This window comes from Shewanella sp. 10N.286.51.B8, assembly GCF_041469325.1.
Lineage (GTDB): Bacteria > Pseudomonadota > Gammaproteobacteria > Enterobacterales > Shewanellaceae > Shewanella.
Window position 1 is genome coordinate 95,429 of sequence record NZ_JBFRKG010000013.1, and the last position, 22,461, is coordinate 117,889.

A 22,461-nucleotide genomic window follows, 5' to 3' on the forward strand; every position below is an offset into this window, starting at 1 on the left:
ATAATGCGCCCCATGAGCAAGAAACTCAATAAACTTAGCCTCATTACTGATTAATAAGGACTTTAATACATATATTGGTCGTAATTACAGACGATTCAATCATAGAGGTTAGCACTAAGCACCTCTATAACGGATGATTTAGCTATTGTATAGTGGCCATTAATATTCACCTTATCGCATTAGTTATTATTAAATAAAGTGCCACCCATTGTTAATGTTTGAAAGTCATGATAACAATAGCCTTCATCATTAACGATTAGCAGGTTGCTGCACCTGTGTTTTTCGGCCGCGAAAGTGCTTAACCCAATACACTAATAAACTAGGGCCAATGTACATAGTTAAACCATATACCCCTGCGGCAATAGCATACTCAGGTTCATGCAAAAAACTGATCGCAATTAATATTGCCAAAGCCGCATTTTGCATACCAACTTCAATGCCTAACGTTAGTCCATCAATAATGGATAATGAGCACAACCTAGCCAGTAATAGCCCCATCATTACCGATAATATATTCAGTGAAATACTCGCCAGAAAGACTTGTTCAAATGATTCGAGTAACAACTCACGCTCTTTGATTATCAGGGCAATAATCATAGTGAGCATAAAAAACAGTGAAAACCGCCTAAAATACACTGCCACTTTTTGTGCCCAAGATGCGTAATGGTGCCGAATCACTATGCCTATCAATACAGGCAGTAAAGTAATCAGCACCAGCCCTAAGGCCGCTGCCAAAATTGAAAACTCTGTCGCTTGATCACCTACAAATAACAGCACCGAGTAACCAATAATAAACGGCGTGGTAAACACACAAATTAATGTGGATAACGCCGTTAAACTGACTGATAGTGCTAGATTTGCTTTAGCTAAATGACTAAAGACATTAGACATAGTGCCGCCGGGACAAGCTGCAAGGATCATCAAACCTACCGCCAATGCAGCATTAAGGTCTAACGCGATACAAATACCTAGCGCCAACAAAGGCAGCAGAATCACTTGCCCAAGCAAACCCACTATAATGGGTTTAGGTGTGCGCCATAAGCGCGTAAAATCTTGCTGAGTTAAACTCAACCCCATACCAAGCATAATAAAGGCCAATGCCAGCGGTAATAACACCTCAGTAAAAATTGACGCTTCCATACATCCCCCCCTGATGTCCATTGATGTCCATTGATGTTATTTATCCCTGCAGGTACTTTCTACTGGCACTTTTTGCTGACGCCTATAATCACTGTTTGCTCTCGCTTTAATCAAGAAAACGACTATCTTGAGCAAGCACTTGTTGGAACAAGGGCTGAAAGTTACCCCATGTCACCAAGTCAGAACCATTAAACTGACGGGTTTTAGTGGCAATTTCATCGCTAATAAGCTGCATATTGCCCGCTGCTTGTGCCAATAATTGACTATGGCAACAACTGTCCATCATCACAAAGTTAGCCACCGCAGCATCTACTGATTTAGCCACGGTTAACAGCCCATGGTTTTGTAAAATAACTGCGGTATTATCAGCTAATGATTCAGCAATCATATCGCCTTCACTTAATTCAGCGACAACTCCTGTGAACGCATTAAACACACTGTGATTTTGATAAAACATACAAGCATCTTGGGAAATTGGCGCTAATAACTCACCCGAGGCAGAAAAAGCGCGACCATAAGTGGTATGCGCATGAGCAATGGCATTCACATCCGGTCTGGCATGATGGATCCTAGAATGAATGGCAAAAGCGGCATTATTAATGGCAGAGTTCCCCTCAATAATATTACCCTGGTGATCAACCCTAACTAAGTCAGAGACTGTAATGTGGCCGAAGTACATCCCAACAGGATTGACCCAAAAAGTCTCTGGTTCAATGCAGTCACGCAAGGTAATATGCCCTGCTAATCCTTCATCAAATCCTTTAAGGGCAAACGCCCTAAAACCTGCCGCTAAGCGCTGCTTTTCATATTCACGTTGCTCTAGCGGATCGCTAAATGTCGCTGGCATTGGTAGCTTATATTTCTCACTACCTATGGTCATGCGCTTCGCTTGTTCCATCATATGACTATTCATTAACTGTTCCTTTTTTAACTCATGTTAATCTAATGTAAATAGTCGTAAGATAAATAAAAGTGATATAAATTTATGGCGAAACATTAATATGATGCATAGTAAGATTGATTTAAATTTGTTCTTAGTGCTCAAAGCTGTCTATCAAGAAGGCAGTATTACCGCCGCTGCGACTAAACTGCATCTTACCCAGCCAGCGGTTAGCCACGCACTAGCACGATTACGAGACAAATTTAACGACCCACTGTTTATCCGCCACGGCAGAAAAATGGTGCCTTCATCCGTTTGCCAGAACATTATTCCCCAAGTGATTGACGGATTAGCAGTGTTAGAGCAAACACTGTCAGACAATACAGCCTTTGATGTCAGTCAACATCAGCGGGAGATTAAGTTTGGTTTTCGCGATATTTTAGAATCGATATTTTTCCCAGTATTGGTCACTGACTTACTGACAAATACCCCTAATATCACAGTAAATAGCCGTCAAGTTACACAGGTTGAAATGGAGCCCGCGTTAATGCATCAAGACTTAGATATTGTCATTGATGTATTAATGCCAACCCATGACGATATTCGCCACACACTAGTGTGTAATGAGCGGTTTTCGTTAATATGCCGCCAAGGTCATCCGATATTGCAAGACTTAACCTTAGCCAACTATGTTAATTTCCCCCACGCCTTGGTCACCTTAAAAGATTCCAAAGTTGACCTCGTGGATATGGCGTTAGCGATGCACGGGCTTGCGAGAAAAATAGCCTTGCGATGTGAGCATTATTTTGCCGCCACCAGCGTGATCAGTCGCAGCGATATGTTACTGACTATGCCAAATGCTTACGCCAGTCTACTCAAAGATAAAATGCCCGTGAGTGTGGTAGAGCTGCCCTTTGAAGTACCCGATTTACCTGTCTATATGTATTGGCATAAACAAGCGGAGCAAGACCCATTAAATGGTTGGATGCGAGATAAACTGTTAAAAATCGCAAAGGAAGAGTTAGACTTAAGAGTTGAGCACAAGCAGCCATAAAAGAACCCGTAACTCACGCACTCCTTATTCTCCAAAAGGGGGCTTTGTGATGTAATAACACGCTGACTTACAATCACTATAGCGCCTATTTTATTATCGTCTAGACACTCAATACTCTATTACAGCCAATGACTAACGCCTCAAATATTGAGTCATAACCAATAACAAGCCAATGAAAAGCCAATGAAAAGCCAATGAAAAGCCAATGAAAAGCCAACCAACATAACGGCCATGTTATTTTGATCCATATGCTAATAAATGAATCGATAATTGAGCTCTTTCATGGTTTAGACATTAAATAATTATCATCATAATTCACTTTATTGCATGAGTTATGACAAAGCAGTCTATTTAAAACAACGGTTGACGATAGACAGCAACAAGCGGGTTCACCATAATCTCCCTAAAAATAGCAGGCGCACTTAAACACTTGAAAATAATGCCATTTGTTTAATTTCTGTTTTTAGTTTGTTATCAAATGTAGTGGGTTGGTCTAGTGGAAATAAATAAAAATCAAGCGGTGATGGCCGTTGCCATTTTGCTATTAACCTTAGTGGTTGGTGCGACTCAATTAGCCAATGACGGGCTGTTTTTACGCTTGTTATTAGGCCTTAGTTTAGGCTTTGCGTTAGCCAAAGGCGCCATCGGTTTTGCAGGCAGTATTAACCGCGCTTACCGCCGCGGCTCTACTCAATTATTGCAAACCCTGATGTTCATGTTTGTGATCACTGCCATCATCAATGCCGGTTTATTGCTTAACGCTGATGGCCAGCACTATGATTTATGGATTAACCCCATTAATGCAGGGCTATTGATTGGCGGCATCATGTTTGGTGCAGGCATGAGCTTATCCAGCTGCTGCGCAACGGGGATGATGGTGGAGTTTGTCAGTGATGTGCCAAGAGCGGCAATTACCTTAGTGTTTTTTGGCGCGGGAGTCTTTTTTGGCTTTCCATTACAAAGCAGCCAAAGCTGGATAACGGATAGCTGGTTTTCATCAGCAAGCTATCAAGGTAAAGGGGTATTTTTACCCGACTTGTTTGCTGGCACGCCGCTAAATGGTTACTTCATGTCAATTTTAGTGACCATAGTTTTAGCGTTAACCGTGGTGATTATTGCCAAAAAATATGAAAACTATCGCCGCCGTAAAGGCTCATACTTAGGTGTCGCCGGTGAAATTGAGCGTCAACAGCTTCAATCCCAAAGCGTTAACCGTGATGCAGACACACAGTTCACGTTATTTAGCCGTAAAACATATCAAAACTGGCTTGCCAGCCTGTGGCAAATGCGCACCACAGCATTAGTTATTGCCGTTATTTTTGGCATCATGATGGCAAGTACTGGCTCAGGCTGGGGCGCATCGACCCCCTTTGGTATTTGGTTTGCTAAAGGTTTGATGTTGTTTGGGGTTGAAATGAACACCATTACCGAAATAAGCCAGCGCCCTGAAGCTATGTTCAGCACGCCTTTTTTTGAACACGGGGTATCAGTACAAAACTTGGCGATTTTCTTAGGCACGCTCATCGCGGTGTTATTTATGGGTAAATTTAAATTCTCATTTGCCATAAACCACTCCACAAAACAGCTGGCATTGTTTGCTTTAGGTGGACTATTAATGGGCTTTGGTACACGCTTTGCTAACGGCTGTAATGTCGGCGCCTTGTTCACCCCAATTGCTAATTTCTCATTATCTGGTTGGGTATATTTACTGGTACTTGTCATCGGCGCCATTGCAGGTAACCGTTTCCAACAAGCGGTAATGAAATAAAATAGAATAAAAAAACAGATTTGATACGCTAAAAAGCAACAAGCCCGCTTATGTTTCGATAAGCGGGCTTTTTACTATTAGGTGAGCTGGGCTATATGATAACTTACTAGTAAAATTAACTATTTGAATTTCAGATTCATTCTGTGCTAGCAGCTTTTATCAACAAGAGCCCTAATTACCTTGTATTGTATTGATTACACTATATTGCCTTTCGCAAAAGAGACACCTCACCCTATAGCGATCACTATTTAATGGCTTTTGAAGGTAAAAACCAACACTTCGTTTTACCAAAATTTTATCGTTCCATTTCCCCCCTAAATTCAAAATTTCTATTTCAGCACCCCTTGGTGATATGATTGTTAAAATTGTGTACAAACTATAAAATAAGGACGTTGAAATGATTTATATCCGAGGCGGAGCCGCTATATTTGTTGCAGCTTTGATATCAGGGTGTGGAGGTGGTAATGATAGCTCAGCTCCAACTCCTCCTGCGGTAGATACGACACCACCTACCGAACATACCCCGACAGCCAACGCTGACAAACTAGAAATATTTATGTTTAAAGAGGTTGTAGCAGGAACATTATCACCGCTGCTAAATGATGACACCATAAGTGAGGAGCCCAAATTGGTTTCCATAGATGAAACCGAATTTGGTAACTTCGTCATTAACGAAGATGATAGTGTTACCTTTACCCCTAAACGTCGCGCACTTGGTACCACAATTATTGGCTATACAGCAGAAGATAACGGTAAGCAGTATCGTGGTGAAATTGAGCTAAATGTTGGCCAACTTATCAATCTTTCCGCCTATAACGGCACCAGTGATCTAACTCTAAGTAAGCCATATGTAACTACTCGAGTTTATTCAGATGCTGAGGCCTTATTTGGTGGAGTGTCACAAGATGATGGCTCGTTTAGCGTTAGCACACGCGTTTACCAACCGACAGACGTCGTAGTGCTTTGGGCAGAAGGTAATTCTGAATACAGCCAAGAGCAAATCAAGCTAACTTCTATCGTTGGCACGGGTGCAGAATTGATCCAGTTTGCCACTGAAACGGTATCAGGGCATTTATCCTTGATTGAAGAAAACCAGCCTTCGGTTCGCCCAACTCAGTTGACAACTGCAGAAGAAATCCTGCTGGTTACAGCCAATAACGACAAACCAATCGTAACTAGTGTTCAGCTAGAGCAAGCTATCCAAACTTTAGATGCTAAAGAATTGGTTGAGTACGCCGCAATCATCGAACTTATCGGTGCCAACGGTTATGTCTTGCCAGTGGCTGAAGCTCGCCCGCAAATGACGACTACTGCGGTAACCAATGCTGACGATAAAACTCTGGTCAATACCCGCGATCTGTTTATGCCTGAGTTTGCAGACGAACTGGCCCAGTTCCGCAGCAACAATGCCGATGCTATCTCAACCAAATCAGCTAAGCTTGTGCAAGTTATGGAAAGTGGCACTGGTATAAAACCACTTGGCGAACATGTAATCCTGATTCGAAATACGCAATGGTCAGGTCGATGGCTGTTCGATGAAGTTGGCGGGCAATTCACAACTGAGCTAGGCGTATTCGATTTCGATTACTTTGCAACAGGACGTAAGGTCGTAGCCACCCTAGTTTCGTCGCCTAGTTTCGATATTTCGACCTTTATCCAAGCTATGCCAGAACAGCTTCCTGAAGACGCTGTAGGCACACTTATTGAGGTAGAGTTCTTATTCCAAACCTTGAACCATTTAGTTAAGTGCATCGATCTTATTTTTCACATCGCTGCTCATGACAGTGAAGGTAACTTAATCACCACAATTAAATACAAACATGCTAATGGTTACCTTACCTCCCGTATGGTGTTAGAAAATCATTTTTCACAACCATGGCACGGCGTACCGGACACCGTTGGAAATTCTAAAACTTTGCCATTAGCACTATACATCAATGACAAATGGCAGTCTGATCTAGTAACCCTTAATGGTGCAGGCTCAGGGCAATCATTAGTTTATGGCAAAGAGATCCTGTGGTCACATAACGGTGATGCACTAACACTGAGGTATGATGGTATCACGACCCGTCATCGTCATGGCGTGGATCTCGATGGTGAACTCAATAATGAGCTTATTCGTGACGGGAAAGTAGTTAGTTCTAACTGGACGAGAGATGACACAGCAATCAACCCACACCTAGCTAGCTTTTATAAAATAGAAACTTCACAGCAATGGCTGTTGGTTCCATCAATGAATCAGGCAAGGCTAATTTTTGCAGATATCAATGATGTCCAAACCATTACGCCACAGTATCAACAGGGATATCAACTAACCAAAAACAGTAACGGTAGCATTATTGTAGCTAAAACTAGGACCATCTGCATGGCAACCAATCATTTAGGTGAATGCTCCGAATGGGAACAAAGCCAGGCGGCCAAGCCAATGGTCAATAATCAAACCGAAACTTACCTTCGTTTTTCAACAAGATTCTATGGTGAAATTCGAGAATACAAGGATTGGCATCTCATCAATAACACCGGTGGCTTTGCCTCTGTCATCGAACTAACTTGGCAAGACAGCAACAACGATGGTGTTTTCGACCCAGAAATAGAACCCCATCATTCTCGCCCTTTGAAGTTTTGGATTGATAAAGAAATGCACCCATTGAAGTAAGTTAAATTTAACTTCAAGCCAATACCAAACCAGAGCGTAGTGCTCTGGTTTTTGCTATCTATTGCCACTACACTGATTTGATGTTGTAAGCCTACCAAATCATCATTCATAGCAACAAAGCCAGCGGTCCCATTATTTGCATTTAGTAGTTCACGCTCAAACTCAGTAAGGCTATCGGCTAGCACAAATACAAAGCCACCCATTATTTTCCCTTTGGTATATGGTTTGCTAAAGGTTTAATGTTGTTTGGGGTTGAAATGAACACCATTACCGAAATAAGCCAACGGCCAGAAGCCATGTTCAGTACGCCTTTTTTTGAACATGGGGTATCGGTACAAAACTTCGCGATTTTCTTAGGCACGCTCATCGCGGTGTTATTTATGGGCAAATTTAAATTCTCATTTGCCATAAACCACTCGACAAAACAGCTGGCATTGTTTGCTTTAGGTGGACTATTAATGGGCTTTGGTACACGCTTTGCTAACGGTTGTAATGTCGGCGCCTTGTTCACCCCCATTGCTAATTTCTCATTATCAGGCTGGGTATATTTACTGGTACTGGTTATCGGTGCTATTGCAGGTAACCGTTTCCAACAAGCGGTAATGAAATAGAATAAAAAACAGACTTAATACGCTATAAAACAAAAAGCCCGCTTATGTTTCGATAAGCGGGCTTTTTACTATTAGGTGAACTGGGCTATAAAGTAACTCAGCCAACGCATGAAAATCGATTTTACACACCAAACCACAATTACAGAAGTACTCAACTTTTATAGCAGCAATAGACTCATTTAGCGGTATTCAGCGCCTTATAAGCAATATATTCCCATATATATGTAATGAGCCATGGCAACATTATTCACCTTCAAAAGTGAGTTCAGTTCGATATGGGATACCGCTTTGCGCCCCATGACGCGTGACAGCAATGGCTGCGGCTTTATTGGCAAATACCACCGCTTGTTTGGTGGTTAACCCTTCATCTAAAGCAACCATTAAAGCACCATTAAAGGTATCGCCAGCCGCAACGGTATCAATAGCAGTCACAACCCTAGCCGGTATTAATTCACTGATATTTTCAGCCGCTGTTTGCACGCTCAAATATGCGCCTTGGTTGCCCAGGGTAATTATCACTGTGCTAATGCCGGACAAATGCAATGCATTAGCAGCAAGTTTAGCTGATGCAGGGTCTTTAACTGCAATACCCGTTAGCACTTGAGCTTCGGTTTCATTGGGAGTGATGATATCGACGAGTGATAATGTGCTCTTGGCTAAATGTATTGCCGGAGCAGGATTTAAGATGGTCGTACAATCTTGCTGTTTTGCGATAGATAGCGCCTTAATTACGCTATCTAATGGGGTCTCAAGCTGGATTAACAGATAACTTGCTTGAGCAAATTTATCTTGCTGCTCTGCTATGTGATCTTGGCTCAAACAACCATTAGCACCGGAGACGACTCCAATACAATTCTCACCCGTTTGACTGACAAAAATCATCGCAGTACCAGTGCTTTGCCTGGGGATGGTATAACAACCTGATTGTTGTATATCATCTTTTTGCCAAGCATCGCGCATTATTTGGCCATTTGCATCATCACCAAGGGCACAAATAAATTCGACTTGCTGTGCAGGCCGTTTTAATCGGGCCACTGCCACTGCTTGATTGGCACCTTTGCCGCCGAGCTCAAGTCGGTAATGCTGACTGAGTAAGGTTTCTCCGGCTTGTGGCAATGTTTCAAATGCTAATACATGGTCAGCATTCGCACTCCCTATCACTAATAATTTATTCATACCTTTATGTTCAGCCGGCTCTATTTTGTATGTAACTTAAATGGCCATTCGCTACTACATATCTAATACTAATCAGACAAGTAATAACCAATGCATATCGATTAATATTTTTCTAAGCAATCAACAATAAAGTCGACAAAACCACTACGGTCGATATTAAGCAAGACTTTGGCGTTATGCGCTCGGCCAGTTAATTGATATCTATCGACTACGGTCATGCCCTGGGTATACTCACCTTTAGTCTCAATGCCTACCCAGCAATCGGTAGTGGTAAACAGTTCAGGTTTAAGTAACCAAGCGATGGTGCAAGGGTCGTGCAGCGGTGCCCCTGTAAATCCCCATTTAGGATCCCGATGATAGATCATGAAAAAGTCGAGCAACTCTGCCACGCACTGTGCCACAGGGTTATCGATGTTGCGGATCCGCTCTATATCTTCATCCATAATTTGCGCTTCATGGGTAACATCTAAGCCGCACATAACAATAGGGATGTTGGACTTAAACACAATATCTGCAGCTTCTGGATCAACGAATATATTAAACTCAGCAGCAGGCGTCCAATTACCAGCCCCAGCAGCACCGCCCATCAAAACAATAGTTTCAATGTTAGCGTGCAACTCTGGGTGCGCGGTTAAAAAAATTGCAATGTTGGTCAGTGGCCCGGTAGGAATTAAGGTTACTGGCACTTCACTTTGACGAACCTTTTCAGCAATTAACTCGATAGCAGTTTGCTTAACAGGCTCGAAGCCAGGATCTGGTAATTCTGGCCCGTCTAGGCCTGACTCACCATGTACATTATCTGCAATGATTAATTCACGAGCTAATGGCTTAGGTGAACCAGAAGCGACCGGAATATCGTGCCGCCCAAGTAAGGTTAATACCCGCAGGGCATTATTAAGCGTTTTGGCTTGCGTCTGATTACCAGCGCTAGTAGTAACGGCAAGAACGTCAAGCTCGGTTGAGCTAAGTGCAAGAACAAGCGAGATGGCATCATCATGTCCGGGATCACAATCAAGAATTACTGGACGCGTCATAACTTACTCCTCTTTAAGATGTGAACAAAATTATCATGAAAGAAGATAGAGATAGGTGATGTTCATCTAAAATTATGAAGATAATCAAGACTATTGTTGAGAGTTACGCGGGATCCCTGACAGCAAAAAACCCGCTTATCTTTCGATAAGCGGGCTTCGTACTATTAGGTGAGCTGGCCGATAAGCCGGGTCCTGTCTTGGACAGTTATTCATCTAGGCCTGCAATCGCTCACAGGCTCAAGCGACCTACCCGGTCCCAACGCGAGCAGCGCCATACGGGACCCTATTTGGTCTTGCTTCGGATAGAGTTTACCTTGCTACGAACTATTACTAGCCGCACGGTGCGCTCTTACCGCACCCTTTCACCCTTACCAACCGAAGTTGGCGGTCTCCTCTCTGCTGCACTTGTCGTCGGTTTACACCGCCCAGGCGTTACCTGGTATCCTGCTCTTTGAAGCCCGGACTTTCCTCCCCGTTCTTGCGAACGCAGCAACTGTCTGGCCAACTCGGCGCGGATTATAGCCTAAGCCACTGCAACACACCAACTAAAATATGGCTTTATGGCAAACCATATGAAGCTGAGGTAAACAGGTTGAGCTAACTACTCAACTCAACCTATTCTCTATAGACCGATTTCTAAACCGTATTTGTAAAGCGCATTCTTTTTAAGGCCGTAGATTTCGCCAGCCAATGCCGAGGCTTTTTTAAGTGGCAGTTCTTTACATAGCAATTTTAAAGTATTGATCACCACTGTGGGTATTTCTGAATCACTGTCACTGCGGTGACCATGGATCATTAATACGATTTCGCCTTTTTGCTGATTTAAGTCATCTTTAACTTGTTGCAGTACAGCGCCTGCTGCGCCAGATAAAAAGGTCTCAAAGGTTTTAGTCACTTCACGGGCCATGACAATTTCACGGTCTTCGCCTAATGCCGCCACAATTGACTCTAAACTGTGCACTATGCGATGTGGTGATTCATAGAAGATTAAGGTTCTTGAGTCTTCTTTAAGTGCTGATAATTTGTCTAAACGGCCTTTTTCTTTTGAAGGTAAAAAGCCTTCAAATGAAAAACGATCTGAAGGTAATCCTGATGCACTTAAGGCGGTAATTGCTGCGCAAGGGCCCGGCAACGGAATAACATTGTAACCTGCTTCACGCACCTGTTTGACCAAGTGGTAGCCAGGATCTGAAATGAGCGGCGTGCCCGCATCAGAAATAAGTGCCACAGCTTCACCATTACTCAGCTTTTGAATAATCCACTGGGCTCTGTCACGTTCATTATGATCATGCAACGCCGTCTTACGGGTTTCAATGCCAAAATGACTGAGCAATTTACCACTATGACGCGTGTCTTCACAGGCAATAAGTTTAACGTTATTAAGCACCTCGATTGCACGGCTGCTGATGTCTCCTAAATTGCCTATAGGAGTGGGAACGATATAAAGTGCGACCGATAGGTCCATAACTACCTCTGTATTGACTATCATCAAGACTTTCGCCAAGTGAAAGAGCAGGTTAAACTAGAGTCAGCATCTTACCAGAGTGAAGCCCTGTGTTAAAAAGACTGAATACAACTAAATTTGTTTTCGCCGCCATTTTATCAGCCGTGTTATTTGGTTGTGCGACTCAACCTACTGAAAATAAACAGGCTATTGATAGCTCAATGGCATCCGTTGAACAAACGGCTAATGTTTATTTATCTGCAGCAAGCAATGCTAAACAGCCGCAAATTCGCGACCGCTATTTGCTACTTGCCGCCCATGCTTATATCAATGATGGCAATTTTGTTGCCGCAAGCAAGCTTTTGACCTCGATGAAAGCTGATTTGCAAAGTGATTTAAGCATTCAGGCTGAGTATATTTACCTTTCTGCGCGGGTGGCTGAAAACACCAGTTCAGATGCCGATGCCTTAGCGATTTTACGCTATCCTAGCCAGTGGAAATTACCTCAATGGCAAAGAGTCTCCTATCATCAATATAAAGCCCGCTTATATAATCAAACTAAGCAGCCGATTGATGAGCTTAGACAATTAAGTTTACTCAGTTTATATCTTCCGCAGCAGCAAGCCTTTGAAGTGAATGACACCATTTGGCGCACGCTACAACCACTGCATGAAGAAACCATTAAAAGCTTTATGGGTGATCGCAGTAATCCCACTTTTTCAGGCTGGTTGCAACTAGCCTACATTGCCAAACATTATGCGGTTGACCCTTCACAGTTAGTTCGTTACTTAGGTGAGTGGCAACAAGCCAACCCTAATCACCCAGGCGCTGCGAAACTGCCATCAGATTTAGAACAAGCCTTAAATGCCAAACCTTTTAAACCACAAAATATTGCAGTGTTATTGCCGTTAACAGGCCGACGAGCCAGTGTTGCAGAGCCAATTAGACAAGGTTTAATTGCCAGCTATATGGCGGCATTTGAAGACAATGTTGAGCTTAATTTCTTTGACACTAACCTTGGGGTTGAGCAAGCTTATCAAGCTGCTATTGCTGCTGGTGCTGAATTTGTGATTGGGCCGCTATTGCCTTCCGCGGTTGAAGAGCTACAAGCACTTAATGAGCAAGATTTGCTCACTGTGCCGCAGCTGTATTTAAATCAAACCGACAGCTTTACCCCAAAAAATGATCAGTTTTACTTTTCATTATCGCCAGCACAAGAAGCTAGCGATGCTGCGCAAAAACTCTATGAAGATGGCATCACGCTACCGTTATTGTTAGTCAGTAATGACTCAACGGGTAAACGTATGGCAGAAAGCTTTAATAAAAAGTGGCTTGAGCTCACTGAAGACAATGCTGAAGTCCACTTTTATGATCGCGGCGATCAGATGAAGCTAACAGTACAAGAAGCCTTAGGTGTTAAAGACAGCCAAGCGCGAATTGCTAGAATAAAAGAGCTGATTGGCAACAATATTGAAGCTGATTTTCGCTCACGTCGTGATATTGATGCTATTTACATGATCTCAGCCGCAAAAGATTTAGTGCTATTAAAGCCCTTTTTAGACGTCAATTTTAGTGTGTTTGCCGATCCGGTTGCCCTGTATACCACCAGCCGCAGCCGTTTAAGTGGCAGCTCGACTCAATCGGCTCAAGAGCTTAACAACCTGATGATCAGTGATATCCCTTGGTTAATGGGCACGAATACTGAAACCACCATGGTCAAAAAACTCTGGAGCAATTGGAATAACAGCCAGAAGCGTTTATACATCATGGGTTATGACGCCCTTGATTTAGTCAATCGTTTAGCGCAAATGCGCGCCTTTCCTGGCTACCAGTTCAATGGCCGTAGTGGCGCATTATCGGTGGATGAAAATGGCGTCATTGAGCGTAAACTCAGTTGGGGTAAATACCAACGAGGCCAGCTGCGCCCATTATGATGTCGTCAACTGTGGGTCAAGGCCAACAGGCTGAATTAACCGCACGCACTTACCTTGAACAACAAGGTCTTAAGTTTGTGGCTCAAAATCAGCGTTACCGCTTTGGTGAAATTGATTTAATCATGCGCGACCAACAAACTTGGGTCTTTGTTGAAGTAAAATTTCGCTCATCAACCCAATTTGGCGGCGCACTCACCGCCCTGTCTGCAGCACAGATTTCTCGCATCAGAAAAGCAGCCCAACAGTATATACAAACCCATAAAATCAATGCCCCATGCCGTTTTGATATGGTTGCCATTAACACAACCGACATTCAATGGCTTCAGGGGTGTTTTTAAACAGCCATTTTTAGCTATAATGCTGCTCAATTGAAGAAATAAAGCATGCTAGCAACACTTTACCTTGTAAGGATTTAACCCATGTTAGAACGTATTAAAGATAGCTTTACAGAGTCAATTCAAACCAAGATTGATGCTGCTGAAGCATTACCAGAGTCGATTGAGAAAGCGGCTGAAATGATGGTGCAATGTCTTTTAAGTGGTAACAAGATCCTAGCCTGTGGTAATGGTGGCAGTGCAGGTGACGCGCAGCATTTCTCAGCTGAGTTATTAAACCGCTATGAAATTGAGCGTCCACCGCTACCTGCTATCGCGTTAAGTTGTGACACTTCAACCATTACAGCTATTGCTAACGATTACAGCTATGACGAAATTTACTCAAAGCAAATCATGGCACTGGGTCAACCAGGTGATATTTTATTAGCAATTTCGACCAGCGGTAACTCAGGTAACATCATTAAAGCCATGGAAGCAGCATTAAGCCGTGACATGACTATTGTGGCATTAACCGGTAAAGACGGCGGCGCTATGGCGGGCTTGATGAGCGCTGGCGATGTTGAAGTACGAGTTCCATCCAATGTCACTGCGCGTATTCAAGAAGTTCACTTATTAGCAATTCACTGCTTATGTGACAATATTGACCGCACTCTGTTCCCACAGGACGAGCAAGCATGATAAAAACGGCTCTTGTCATAGCAATACTTTTCCTTCTTCAAGGCTGCGCTGGCGTGGTGATGGTTGGTGCTGTTGGCGGGGCCAAAATGGTCAATGATGAGCGTAGTATGTCGACACAAATCAGTGATACCAATGCCGACTTTGAAATTACCAGCGCACTGTCTAAGCATGAAGATATTCATAACCAGACCAATATTACCGGTGTGGTGTTAAACAGTAATGTATTGATGATTGGTCAATCTCCTAACTCAATGTTGCGGGATAAAGCCATTAAAACGGTACAAGAGCTGGAAATTGGCGGCAAATTACATAATCAAATTCGCATTGGTAACCCTACCTCATTTACCACTCGCAGCAACGACACTTGGGTAACAACCAAGGTTAAAACGCGGATGCTAAATGAGAAGTCTTTGGATGTGACCCGAGTTAAAGTGATCACGGAAAACGGCGAGGTATTTTTACTGGGGCTAATCGATCGCGAACAAGCGGATATTGCGGTTGATATCGCCCGCAATACTTCTGGTGTACGTAAGGTAATCAAAGTATTTGAGTACGTCGATAAAGATGACTAGCTCAATAACTCATCATTAGACTGCCAATAAAAAGAGTTTGTATAGACTATTTTTATTGGCTGTTGCTAATGAGTAACCTTCTATTATTGCGTTTCGACCAACCTATTAGCCAATACTTTACGCTTGGCTATCAAGACTTTTCCACATATTGAAACGAGTGTTGTCGGCAGCACAATCAACCCAGCTCCCAGCCAACCGAGCCCATCTAACCATTCCCCAAACCATACCCATCCAAACATGACACAAAATAGTAATCCTGAGTATTCAGCCACGGCGATTTCAAACCATTAGCCTTTATTGGCAGCTCACAAAAAGCCAGCTTGATGCTGGCTTTTTTGTCTTAAAAAAACAGATACTACACAATCATACCGATTTTCTCGTAGACCTTTTTGATCGTCTCTTCTGCACGAGCTTGTGCCTTTTCAGCACCGGCTTTAAATACTGCATTAAGATAATCTTCATCGGCTCTAATCTCACGGTAGCGCTCTTGCAGCGGCTCAAGCATAGCGACAACTGCTTCACCGGTAGCGACTTTTAAGTGACCGTACATTTTGCCTTCAAAGTCTTTTTCAATTGACTCGATTGACTGACCATTACAACCTGACATCAGGCTTAATAAGTTTGAAACGCCTGGTTTTTCTTCAACGTCAAAACGCACCACTGGTGGCTCTTGGCTATCGGTCATGGCTTTTTTCACTTTCTTCATAATCGCTTTAGGATCATCAAGTAAACCAATAACGTTGTTACGGTTTTCATCCGACTTAGACATTTTCTTAGTCGGCTCTTGCAGTGACATGACTTTTGCGCCCGTTGGCGGAATAAACGGCTCTGGCACGACAAACGTATCACCATAGGCATTATTAAAGCGCGTCGCGATATCACGGGTTAGCTCTAAGTGCTGCTTTTGATCTTGACCAACAGGTACTTCGTTAGCTTGATATAGCAAGATATCTGCAGCCATTAATACAGGGTAATCAAACAAGCCAACATTGATGTTGTTTGCATGCTTTTGCGACTTATCTTTAAACTGGGTCATACGGCTTAGCTCACCCATTTGGGTGTAACAGTTTAACGCCCAGCTCAGCTGTGTATGCTGCGGAACTTGAGATTGTAAAAATACCGTGCTTTTTTCAGGGTCGATACCGCATGCAAGGTAAATAGCTAAGGTATCTAAACAGGCTTCACGTAGTTTCGCAGGGTCTTGTCTTACAGTAATTGCATGTAAATCAACTACGCAATAAATACAGTCGTGGCTATCTTGCATGTTAACCCATTGACGAAGTGCGCCCATGTAGTTACCAATACTCAGCTCACCTGATGGTTGAGCACCACTAAACACGATAGGTTTTGCAGTCATTCGTTTATTGCTCCATTGATGTTGCATTCATTTCAGCGGATAAATTCAGTAGCGCTAAAATTTCATTAAATTGTTCACATACTGCCGTTGGGCTGCTCAGGGCGATATCTTCACCGTAGTTGTAGCCATAGGTCAAGCCAATTGAGCTTAGACCGGCAGATTTCGCAGCGAGTATGTCATTCTTTGAGTCACCTACCATAAGCAGTTGTGCTGGCTCAAGTTGCCATTGCTGCAAAATATGCGTTAATGGCAATGGGTCGGGTTTCATTTTTTCTAACGAGTCGCCACCAAGTACAAGATCAAAAAACGCACTTATACCAAAAGACTCAAGTAACGGTGTGGTAAATTTGTACGGTTTGTTAGTCACAATTGCCATGTTATAGCCAGCAGCTTTTATCTGCTTCAAGGTGCTTAACACGTTAGGGTACAAGCTACTGTGTTTTTCTAAATGAAGCCCATAGTGGTGCATAAACCTTGGCATAACTTGCTCTAATTGAGCGTCAATAGCCTGCGTATCAGTCACTTGTGGTTGAGCAAACATTAAAGCGCGGCGCATTAACATATTGGCACCATTGCCAACCCAGCTTCTAACTTGCGCTTCTTGTGCGTTAGGTAATGATAACTCTGTTAGTGTTGCATTAGTTGCCGCAGCTAAATCAGGAACGCTATCAATAAGTGTTCCATCTAAATCAAAAGCGATGGCTTTAATATTAGAAAATACTGTCATAATTAGCCTTCAACTTTTGCTAGTTCATCACGCATTTGATCAACAACTACTTTGTAATCAGGTTGATTGAAAATAGCAGAGCCTGCGACAAACATATCGGCGCCTGCAGCAGCGATTTCAGCAATATTATCTACTTTTACCCCACCGTCGACTTCTAAACGGATGTCATAACCGCTGGCATCAATAATGTCACGCACTTGCTTAAGCTTAGCCAGTGTCGATGGGATAAATGACTGGCCACCAAAACCTGGGTTTACTGACATTAATAAAATCACATCCAATTTGTCCATCACATGGTCAAGGTAATGTAATGGTGTACCAGGATTAAACACTAAGCCTGCCTTACAGCCTGATTCTTTAATCAGCTGTAGGCTGCGATCAAGATGTTCTGTGGCTTCTGGGTGGAAAGTTATAATTGATGCGCCTGCTTTAGCAAAATCAGGAATTAGACTATCAACAGGCTTAACCATTAAATGTACATCAATATCAGCAGTAATGCCGTAGTCCCGCAACGCTTTGCATACCATAGGGCCAATGGTTAAATTAGGCACATAATGATTATCCATAACATCGAAATGAACAACGTCAGCACCGGCATCTAAAACGGCTTTAACATCATCACCTAAACGGGCGAAATCGGCAGATAAAATAGATGGGGCAATCAAAAATGGACGCATAGTCTTCTCGAGGCGGTTATAAGTGACAGTATTTTACCCTTTGCAGAGAAATCGCTCTAGTCTCAATCGCCAATAAAACTTTTTCAACAGCAAGAAATATAAATTTTAGTGCTATGTCGATATTAAGTTGATCTAGATCACACATGATGGCTGTTCAATATCTAAACAAACTTGCTATAATGCGACACATGTCACTGTGTATTGTGAGCAATCTTCTGCTAGGCAGCGTATGTGCCAATGTAGATAGATGATTAATCCCTTTTGAATAATTTCTGAAAGTATAAGACAAGGATAGCCCTTATGATGTGCCGTCAGCTAAAAATGAGTACTAAGCAAACAGGTAAAGTAACATTAAAACCTGCTGTTAGCTTATTTTCGACTAGCGCATTAATGCTTGTTGCCTACTTTTTCATGTCAGAAAGCGAGCCCGCCTTGCAAGCTCAGCAATGTGATTGCTCTGACAATGTTGCCTATAACGCGAGTTTACCCAGTAGCCATCCGACTAACCGCTGTGCAGTTGATTCAGATAATGTCAGTTGGGGAAGTTGGGTAACAGGCAATAGCCGCTCAAGTCAGTTTCACTTTTTAGATTTATTGGAGTTACTGCATAGTAATGACCACAATAGACCAATAAGTGATATGCCAACGAATAACCCTAACGCACTTTAATGTTTATTTGGCAGGTATTTACCAGTACTATCGCCGCATTTTTTGGGGTGCAAACGGAAGATAATCGCCAACGTGATTTTAAGCAAAGTCGATCACCCTTACCCTTCATCTTTATGGGCATTGCACTGGCAGTGCTGATGGTTTTATCGCTAATATTGATTGTTAAGCAGGTACTGAGCTAAGCCACTATTTATCAGCTAAGCCTTTGCTTAACTCAAGATTTAATCAATAACTTCTTGATAATGATGATCATATAACGCCATCACTTCAGCTACTTTCTTACGTGAATTACCCTTTTGACTAATATTGCGCTGTACGTCTATCGAGGCCATTTTTGCGCCGCGATATAGCTCTCGAGTCAGTGGAATATCATGATTACTGATCAGTACCGGGATATCACGCTCAAGTGCAGTGTGGCGAGACTTTCTCGCTAATAGCGCTTGGTCGTCAAGACTAAAACCTGGGCCGGCATAGGTCGTAAAACTTGCTGTAGTTGATAGCGGAGCATAAGGAGGATCACAATAAATGACATCACCAGCTTTTGACATATCAAATGCTTGCTCGTAACCCACACACTCAAAAATCGCTTTTTGAGCTTTTTCAGAAAAATAACGCAGTTCTTTTTCAGGAAAATAAGGTTTTTTGTAAGAACCAAACGGGACATTAAAGCCGCCTTTACGGTTATAACGGCATAAACCATTAAAACCATGACGATTCATATATAAGAAATAAACGGAGCGTAAAAACGGATCTTGAGTTTGGTTAAACTCTTCACGCACTCGGTAATACTGCTCTTTCACGTTCATCTCTGGAACAAACATGGCCTTTGCTGCTGCAATGTATTTCTCAGGCTGACTTTTAACAATATTATAGAGGTTAATTAGATCATGATTAATATCGCATAGCAGATATGAGTCGTAGTCAGTATTGAGAAACACTGATCCTGCACCGACAAAAGGCTCAACTAGCCTTTCACCTTGAGGTAAATGTTTTGCTAGCTCATCAACGAGTTTAAATTTTCCACCCGCCCATTTAAGAAAGGCTCTATGCTTTTTAGTCATGAATACCATTTACTAGCAAAATTAAAGCAGATGATTGTACTCTTTTTATTGAGAATAATCATTGCTGATTTAAGGGCTTTAACTAATTAATTTGAACTAAGTTGATAACCTTGAAGATCGCTGAATTTTCGAACCCAAGGGGCACTTAAACCGAGTTCGGTTTGTAATTTAAGCGCTTTATCTTGTGCTTGGCTGGCGTTATTAAACTGCCCAAATAAGACAACATGACGTTTATTATAATTAGCACGAATTACAGCTGTTTCATTATCTAATTTTAACAAGATACTGTTAAGTGATTTGGGTTCGATAACGCTCGCCAGTTGTAATGTGTAACCCGCTCGATATTGCAGCTCGGCTAACGCTTCATTGGCTGTGGCAATATCGTCAGTATTGCTCAGCGCTGCACTGTTGTCAGTAAGCTGTAGCTTATCTGTTTCAATAATGACCAATGTCTCATCAACTTCAGCGGTATCAATATCTTCATTTACCACTAACTCAGCTGCTATTAATTCACCAGCCACTAATTCAACAGCCACAGTATGAACGCTCTGGTAATCCTGTTGAGTGTTTGCTGCTTCGATTTCAACTGCGCCACTTTTTGTAGTGCTGGTTAATATTTGCTGCTCAGTAAGCAGCTGTAAAACAAGATCGCTTGGCTCATTAGCCGCTATTAAAGATTGCTGAGATGGCAAATGTAATTGAAGCCAAGGCAATAATAAGCTTTGGCCATAATGATGGTTTGCCCATTGCGCTGGAGATTCTGGCGCTTGGTAAGCCCTAAAGTTAACTTGGTTTGCTTCAATAGATTCTGCTGCGGGTTCATTATAAAAAAAAACGACAATCGCTAAGGTTAAGCACAGCAGCAAGCTGATCACCCCTAAGGGAAAATATTTTGGCCAGCGTTTTGGCTCTTCAACCTTATCCTCAAGCGCAAGCTTAAGTAACTCAATCACTTCGGTAGGAGTACCCATTTGTTTTTCAATTTGTGATTGAATGATTTCGCGAGGTATAAATGGCGTTTTATTGCTTCTAACTAATAAAGTGCGATATAGGCCTTCACGTTCAGCTAAGGATAATGGCTCTACCTCGACATGAAGCAATAAATCCTTCATGGTTTTAGTTAATTCATTAAACTCTGCAAATGATTCAGTGGTGACCGTAAAAGTCAGTGATACCGGTTTATCCGCACAACGGATTTGAGTCAGCACTATACATTCTGCCCATAATTCTTTAGGCAGCAAATGTGCATCATCAATAATGATATGCAGCGGTTTTGTTAAGCTAGATTGGATGCGAATTAAGGTATCTGATAGCGGTAAGGTATCATCAAAAATTGGTGATGAAATCAGTTGGATCAGTATTTTACGCCGAATTTCAGCACTATCAGCGTGCATTGGGCAGATAACCAACGCAGAGTTATAGTTATCAAGCTCGCTCGCCAATGCTGTAACTAAGGTGGTTTTACCTGAACCTTTAGCGCCGCAGACTAATACTAGCTGCTCACTATAGCTGGCAATATGTTGTAGCCGCTGAACTAAAGCTTCTTGGGAAGGTAATAAAAGCGTTTGTTGAATGTCCACAGCTCCACCATTAGACAAAAAAGCTTAAACTTGGCTAATGACGTCAGCTAATAAAGACTCTTCAACATCAGAGAATACATCAGCAGAGCCTATTGAGGTGGGTAAAACCAATCGAATTTGACCCGCGAGAACTTTTTTATCTCGCTGCATATGCTTAATAAAGTCAGCAAAGTTCATTGAATCAGGAGAGCTTATCGGTAAATCAAACGCCAACATCAAACGAATAATTCTATCGACATCTTTTTGCTCGATTAGACCTAACTTTTGCGATGTTACCGCCGCCATAATGGTTCCGGTAGCAACAGCTTCACCATGTAACCATACACCGTAGCCCATTTCAGCTTCGATAGCATGACCAAATGTATGGCCTAAATTTAGCAGTGCCCGTACACCACGCTCTGTTTCATCTTGGGTAACGACATCAGCTTTTATCTGGCAGCATTTAGCAATCGCGTAGCTTAATGCTTCGGTATTTAATGCTTTTAATGGAGCAACATTTTGCTCTAACCAGCTAAAAAAATCGCTATCCCAGATAACGCCATATTTAATGACTTCTGCCATTCCTGCAGCAAACTCTTTTGCAGGTAATGTCGATAAACAATCGGTGTCAATTAATACCAGTTGTGGCTGATAAAAAGCCCCAATCATATTTTTACCAAGCGGATGATTTACTGCGGTTTTACCACCAACAGAAGAGTCCACTTGAGATAATAAGGTGGTTGGAATTTGAATAAACTCAACTCCCCGCTGATAGCAAGATGCAGCAAAGCCGGCCATGTCACCAACGACACCGCCACCTAGTGCTACGATTACACAATCACGGGCATAATTATTTTCTAACAGTGCAGAAAAAATTAAATTTAAGTGAGTTAAATCTTTATATTGTTCACCATCCGGCAATACAACCACACCTATATCACTACAAGATGCCATAGCTTGCTGCGCTTGTTTCAAGTACAGCGGAGCAATGGTGTCGTTAGTGACAATAAGTGCTTTTTTACCGGAAAGGTAATCGGTGAGATAAGCGTTTTGTTGCAATAAATTCTGGCCAATATAAATGGGATAACTTCTTACACCTAATTCAACCTGAACTTGTTGCATAAACCTA

The 22,461-nt window shown here is 42.4% G+C and carries 21 protein-coding genes, 1 other RNA gene and 1 pseudogene; 10 read left to right on the top strand and 13 right to left on the bottom strand.

Annotated elements, in window-relative coordinates; all coding sequences use genetic code 11:
* Positions 1-249 precede the first annotated feature (249 nt).
* Complete coding sequence (locus AB4160_RS06525; RefSeq protein WP_102440326.1) at positions 250-1,140, bottom strand: bile acid:sodium symporter family protein; 891 nt, start codon at positions 1,138-1,140, stop codon at positions 250-252.
* A gap of 106 nt (positions 1,141-1,246) precedes the next feature.
* Complete coding sequence (locus AB4160_RS06530; protein WP_102440327.1) at positions 1,247-2,053, bottom strand: class II aldolase/adducin family protein; 807 nt, start codon at positions 2,051-2,053, stop codon at positions 1,247-1,249.
* Positions 2,054-2,141: 88 nt separating this feature from the next.
* Between AB4160_RS06530 and AB4160_RS06535 the strand changes: the two genes are divergently transcribed.
* The 4 genes from AB4160_RS06535 to AB4160_RS06550 all read left to right on the top strand — a co-directional run bounded on the left by AB4160_RS06535 (position 2,142) and on the right by AB4160_RS06550 (position 8,109).
* Entirely contained in the window at positions 2,142-3,074 is a 933-nt protein-coding gene (locus tag AB4160_RS06535; RefSeq protein ID WP_102440328.1) for a LysR family transcriptional regulator, read from the top strand.
* A 496-nt stretch (positions 3,075-3,570) separates the two neighbouring features.
* A complete protein-coding gene (locus AB4160_RS06540; protein WP_372003969.1) occupies positions 3,571-4,842 on the top strand; it encodes a YeeE/YedE family protein in 1,272 nt (423 codons plus the stop codon).
* Between the two features lie 397 nt (positions 4,843-5,239).
* Positions 5,240-7,498, top strand: coding sequence for a hypothetical protein (locus tag AB4160_RS06545; RefSeq protein ID WP_372003971.1), 2,259 nt, complete (start codon positions 5,240-5,242; stop codon positions 7,496-7,498).
* Positions 7,499-7,755: 257 nt separating this feature from the next.
* Positions 7,756-8,109 carry a YeeE/YedE thiosulfate transporter family protein gene (locus AB4160_RS06550; protein ID WP_372003973.1) on the top strand — a complete coding sequence of 118 codons (354 nt, stop codon included), beginning with the start codon at positions 7,756-7,758 and terminating at the stop codon, positions 8,107-8,109.
* Positions 8,110-8,352: 243 nt separating this feature from the next.
* Here the strand turns inward: AB4160_RS06550 and rbsK are convergent, their stop codons facing one another.
* From rbsK to rsmI, 4 genes are all read right to left on the bottom strand, one after another.
* The gene (gene rbsK, locus AB4160_RS06555; protein WP_372003975.1) at positions 8,353-9,285 is read right to left on the bottom strand and encodes a ribokinase; all 933 of its coding nucleotides are present in this window, start codon (positions 9,283-9,285) and stop codon (positions 8,353-8,355) included.
* A 101-nt stretch (positions 9,286-9,386) separates the two neighbouring features.
* Positions 9,387-10,319, bottom strand: a complete 933-nt coding sequence (rihA, locus tag AB4160_RS06560) for a pyrimidine-specific ribonucleoside hydrolase RihA (protein ID WP_372003977.1) — start codon at positions 10,317-10,319, stop codon at positions 9,387-9,389.
* A 165-nt stretch (positions 10,320-10,484) separates the two neighbouring features.
* Positions 10,485-10,828: RNase P RNA component class A (rnpB, locus tag AB4160_RS06565), an RNA gene on the bottom strand.
* 113 nt (positions 10,829-10,941) lie between these two features.
* Positions 10,942-11,784, bottom strand: a complete 843-nt coding sequence (rsmI, locus tag AB4160_RS06570; protein WP_102440330.1) for a 16S rRNA (cytidine(1402)-2'-O)-methyltransferase — start codon at positions 11,782-11,784, stop codon at positions 10,942-10,944.
* 89 nt (positions 11,785-11,873) lie between these two features.
* Between rsmI and AB4160_RS06575 the strand changes: the two genes are divergently transcribed.
* The 4 genes from AB4160_RS06575 to AB4160_RS06590 all read left to right on the top strand — a co-directional run bounded on the left by AB4160_RS06575 (position 11,874) and on the right by AB4160_RS06590 (position 15,282).
* Positions 11,874-13,697, top strand: coding sequence for a penicillin-binding protein activator (locus AB4160_RS06575; protein WP_372003979.1), 1,824 nt, complete (start codon positions 11,874-11,876; stop codon positions 13,695-13,697).
* Positions 13,697-14,035 carry a YraN family protein gene (locus tag AB4160_RS06580; RefSeq protein ID WP_372001410.1) on the top strand — a complete coding sequence of 113 codons (339 nt, stop codon included), beginning with the start codon at positions 13,697-13,699 and terminating at the stop codon, positions 14,033-14,035. The genes AB4160_RS06575 and AB4160_RS06580 overlap by 1 nt, the downstream gene beginning before the upstream one ends.
* 81 nt (positions 14,036-14,116) lie before the next feature.
* Entirely contained in the window at positions 14,117-14,710 is a 594-nt protein-coding gene (locus tag AB4160_RS06585; RefSeq protein WP_076541969.1) for a phosphoheptose isomerase, read from the top strand.
* Complete coding sequence (locus tag AB4160_RS06590) at positions 14,707-15,282, top strand: BON domain-containing protein (protein ID WP_102440332.1); 576 nt, start codon at positions 14,707-14,709, stop codon at positions 15,280-15,282. Before AB4160_RS06585 ends, AB4160_RS06590 begins: the two co-directional genes overlap by 4 nt.
* Positions 15,283-15,365: 83 nt before the next feature.
* On the opposite strand, the pseudogene AB4160_RS06595 reads toward AB4160_RS06590, so the two are convergent.
* From AB4160_RS06595 to rpe, 4 genes and pseudogenes are all read right to left on the bottom strand, one after another.
* Positions 15,366-15,563 (bottom strand): annotated as a pseudogene (locus AB4160_RS06595) (EamA/RhaT family transporter); the annotation flags it as partial.
* A gap of 74 nt (positions 15,564-15,637) precedes the next feature.
* Positions 15,638-16,639, bottom strand: a complete 1,002-nt coding sequence (trpS, locus tag AB4160_RS06600; RefSeq protein WP_102440333.1) for a tryptophan--tRNA ligase — start codon at positions 16,637-16,639, stop codon at positions 15,638-15,640.
* Between the two features lie 4 nt (positions 16,640-16,643).
* Entirely contained in the window at positions 16,644-17,366 is a 723-nt protein-coding gene (locus AB4160_RS06605; RefSeq protein ID WP_102440334.1) for a phosphoglycolate phosphatase, read from the bottom strand.
* Between the two features lie 2 nt (positions 17,367-17,368).
* A complete protein-coding gene (gene rpe / locus AB4160_RS06610; RefSeq protein ID WP_102440335.1) occupies positions 17,369-18,043 on the bottom strand; it encodes a ribulose-phosphate 3-epimerase in 675 nt (224 codons plus the stop codon).
* Between the two features lie 300 nt (positions 18,044-18,343).
* On the opposite strand from rpe, the gene AB4160_RS06615 reads away from it, so the two are divergent.
* Together AB4160_RS06615 and AB4160_RS06620 are read left to right on the top strand one after the other, a co-directional pair.
* On the top strand, positions 18,344-18,712 hold the full coding sequence (locus AB4160_RS06615) for a hypothetical protein (protein WP_102440336.1): 369 nt from the start codon (positions 18,344-18,346) through the stop codon (positions 18,710-18,712).
* Entirely contained in the window at positions 18,712-18,894 is a 183-nt protein-coding gene (locus AB4160_RS06620) for a DUF2970 domain-containing protein (RefSeq protein ID WP_372003981.1), read from the top strand. The genes AB4160_RS06615 and AB4160_RS06620 overlap by 1 nt, the downstream gene beginning before the upstream one ends.
* Positions 18,895-18,933: 39 nt before the next feature.
* Here the strand turns inward: AB4160_RS06620 and AB4160_RS06625 are convergent, their stop codons facing one another.
* The 3 genes from AB4160_RS06625 to aroB form a co-directional block, all read right to left on the bottom strand.
* Positions 18,934-19,773 (bottom strand): Dam family site-specific DNA-(adenine-N6)-methyltransferase, encoded by an 840-nt coding sequence (locus tag AB4160_RS06625; protein ID WP_102475816.1) that lies wholly within the window; start codon positions 19,771-19,773, stop codon positions 18,934-18,936.
* Between the two features lie 86 nt (positions 19,774-19,859).
* Positions 19,860-21,353, bottom strand: coding sequence for an ATP-binding protein (locus AB4160_RS06630; protein WP_303412352.1), 1,494 nt, complete (start codon positions 21,351-21,353; stop codon positions 19,860-19,862).
* A 24-nt stretch (positions 21,354-21,377) separates the two neighbouring features.
* Positions 21,378-22,454 carry a 3-dehydroquinate synthase gene (gene aroB, locus AB4160_RS06635; RefSeq protein ID WP_102440338.1) on the bottom strand — a complete coding sequence of 359 codons (1,077 nt, stop codon included), beginning with the start codon at positions 22,452-22,454 and terminating at the stop codon, positions 21,378-21,380.
* Positions 22,455-22,461 lie beyond the last annotated feature (7 nt).

Coding starts and splice junctions, on each gene's coding strand:
- AB4160_RS06525 (WP_102440326.1), bottom strand. CDS start 1,140: ATGGAAGCGTCAATTTTTACTGAGGTGTTATTACCGCTGGCATTGGCC.
- AB4160_RS06530 (WP_102440327.1), bottom strand. CDS start 2,053: ATGAATAGTCATATGATGGAACAAGCGAAGCGCATGACCATAGGTAGT.
- AB4160_RS06535 (WP_102440328.1), top strand. CDS start 2,142: ATGATGCATAGTAAGATTGATTTAAATTTGTTCTTAGTGCTCAAAGCT.
- AB4160_RS06545 (WP_372003971.1), top strand. CDS start 5,240: ATGATTTATATCCGAGGCGGAGCCGCTATATTTGTTGCAGCTTTGATA.
- AB4160_RS06550 (WP_372003973.1), top strand. CDS start 7,756: ATGAACACCATTACCGAAATAAGCCAACGGCCAGAAGCCATGTTCAGT.
- rbsK (WP_372003975.1), bottom strand. CDS start 9,285: ATGAATAAATTATTAGTGATAGGGAGTGCGAATGCTGACCATGTATTA.
- rihA (WP_372003977.1), bottom strand. CDS start 10,319: ATGACGCGTCCAGTAATTCTTGATTGTGATCCCGGACATGATGATGCC.
- rsmI (WP_102440330.1), bottom strand. CDS start 11,784: ATGGACCTATCGGTCGCACTTTATATCGTTCCCACTCCTATAGGCAAT.
- AB4160_RS06580 (WP_372001410.1), top strand. CDS start 13,697: ATGTCGTCAACTGTGGGTCAAGGCCAACAGGCTGAATTAACCGCACGC.
- AB4160_RS06585 (WP_076541969.1), top strand. CDS start 14,117: ATGTTAGAACGTATTAAAGATAGCTTTACAGAGTCAATTCAAACCAAG.
- AB4160_RS06590 (WP_102440332.1), top strand. CDS start 14,707: ATGATAAAAACGGCTCTTGTCATAGCAATACTTTTCCTTCTTCAAGGC.
- trpS (WP_102440333.1), bottom strand. CDS start 16,639: ATGACTGCAAAACCTATCGTGTTTAGTGGTGCTCAACCATCAGGTGAG.
- AB4160_RS06605 (WP_102440334.1), bottom strand. CDS start 17,366: ATGACAGTATTTTCTAATATTAAAGCCATCGCTTTTGATTTAGATGGA.
- rpe (WP_102440335.1), bottom strand. CDS start 18,043: ATGCGTCCATTTTTGATTGCCCCATCTATTTTATCTGCCGATTTCGCC.
- AB4160_RS06615 (WP_102440336.1), top strand. CDS start 18,344: ATGATGTGCCGTCAGCTAAAAATGAGTACTAAGCAAACAGGTAAAGTA.
- AB4160_RS06620 (WP_372003981.1), top strand. CDS start 18,712: ATGTTTATTTGGCAGGTATTTACCAGTACTATCGCCGCATTTTTTGGG.
- AB4160_RS06625 (WP_102475816.1), bottom strand. CDS start 19,773: ATGACTAAAAAGCATAGAGCCTTTCTTAAATGGGCGGGTGGAAAATTT.
- aroB (WP_102440338.1), bottom strand. CDS start 22,454: ATGCAACAAGTTCAGGTTGAATTAGGTGTAAGAAGTTATCCCATTTAT.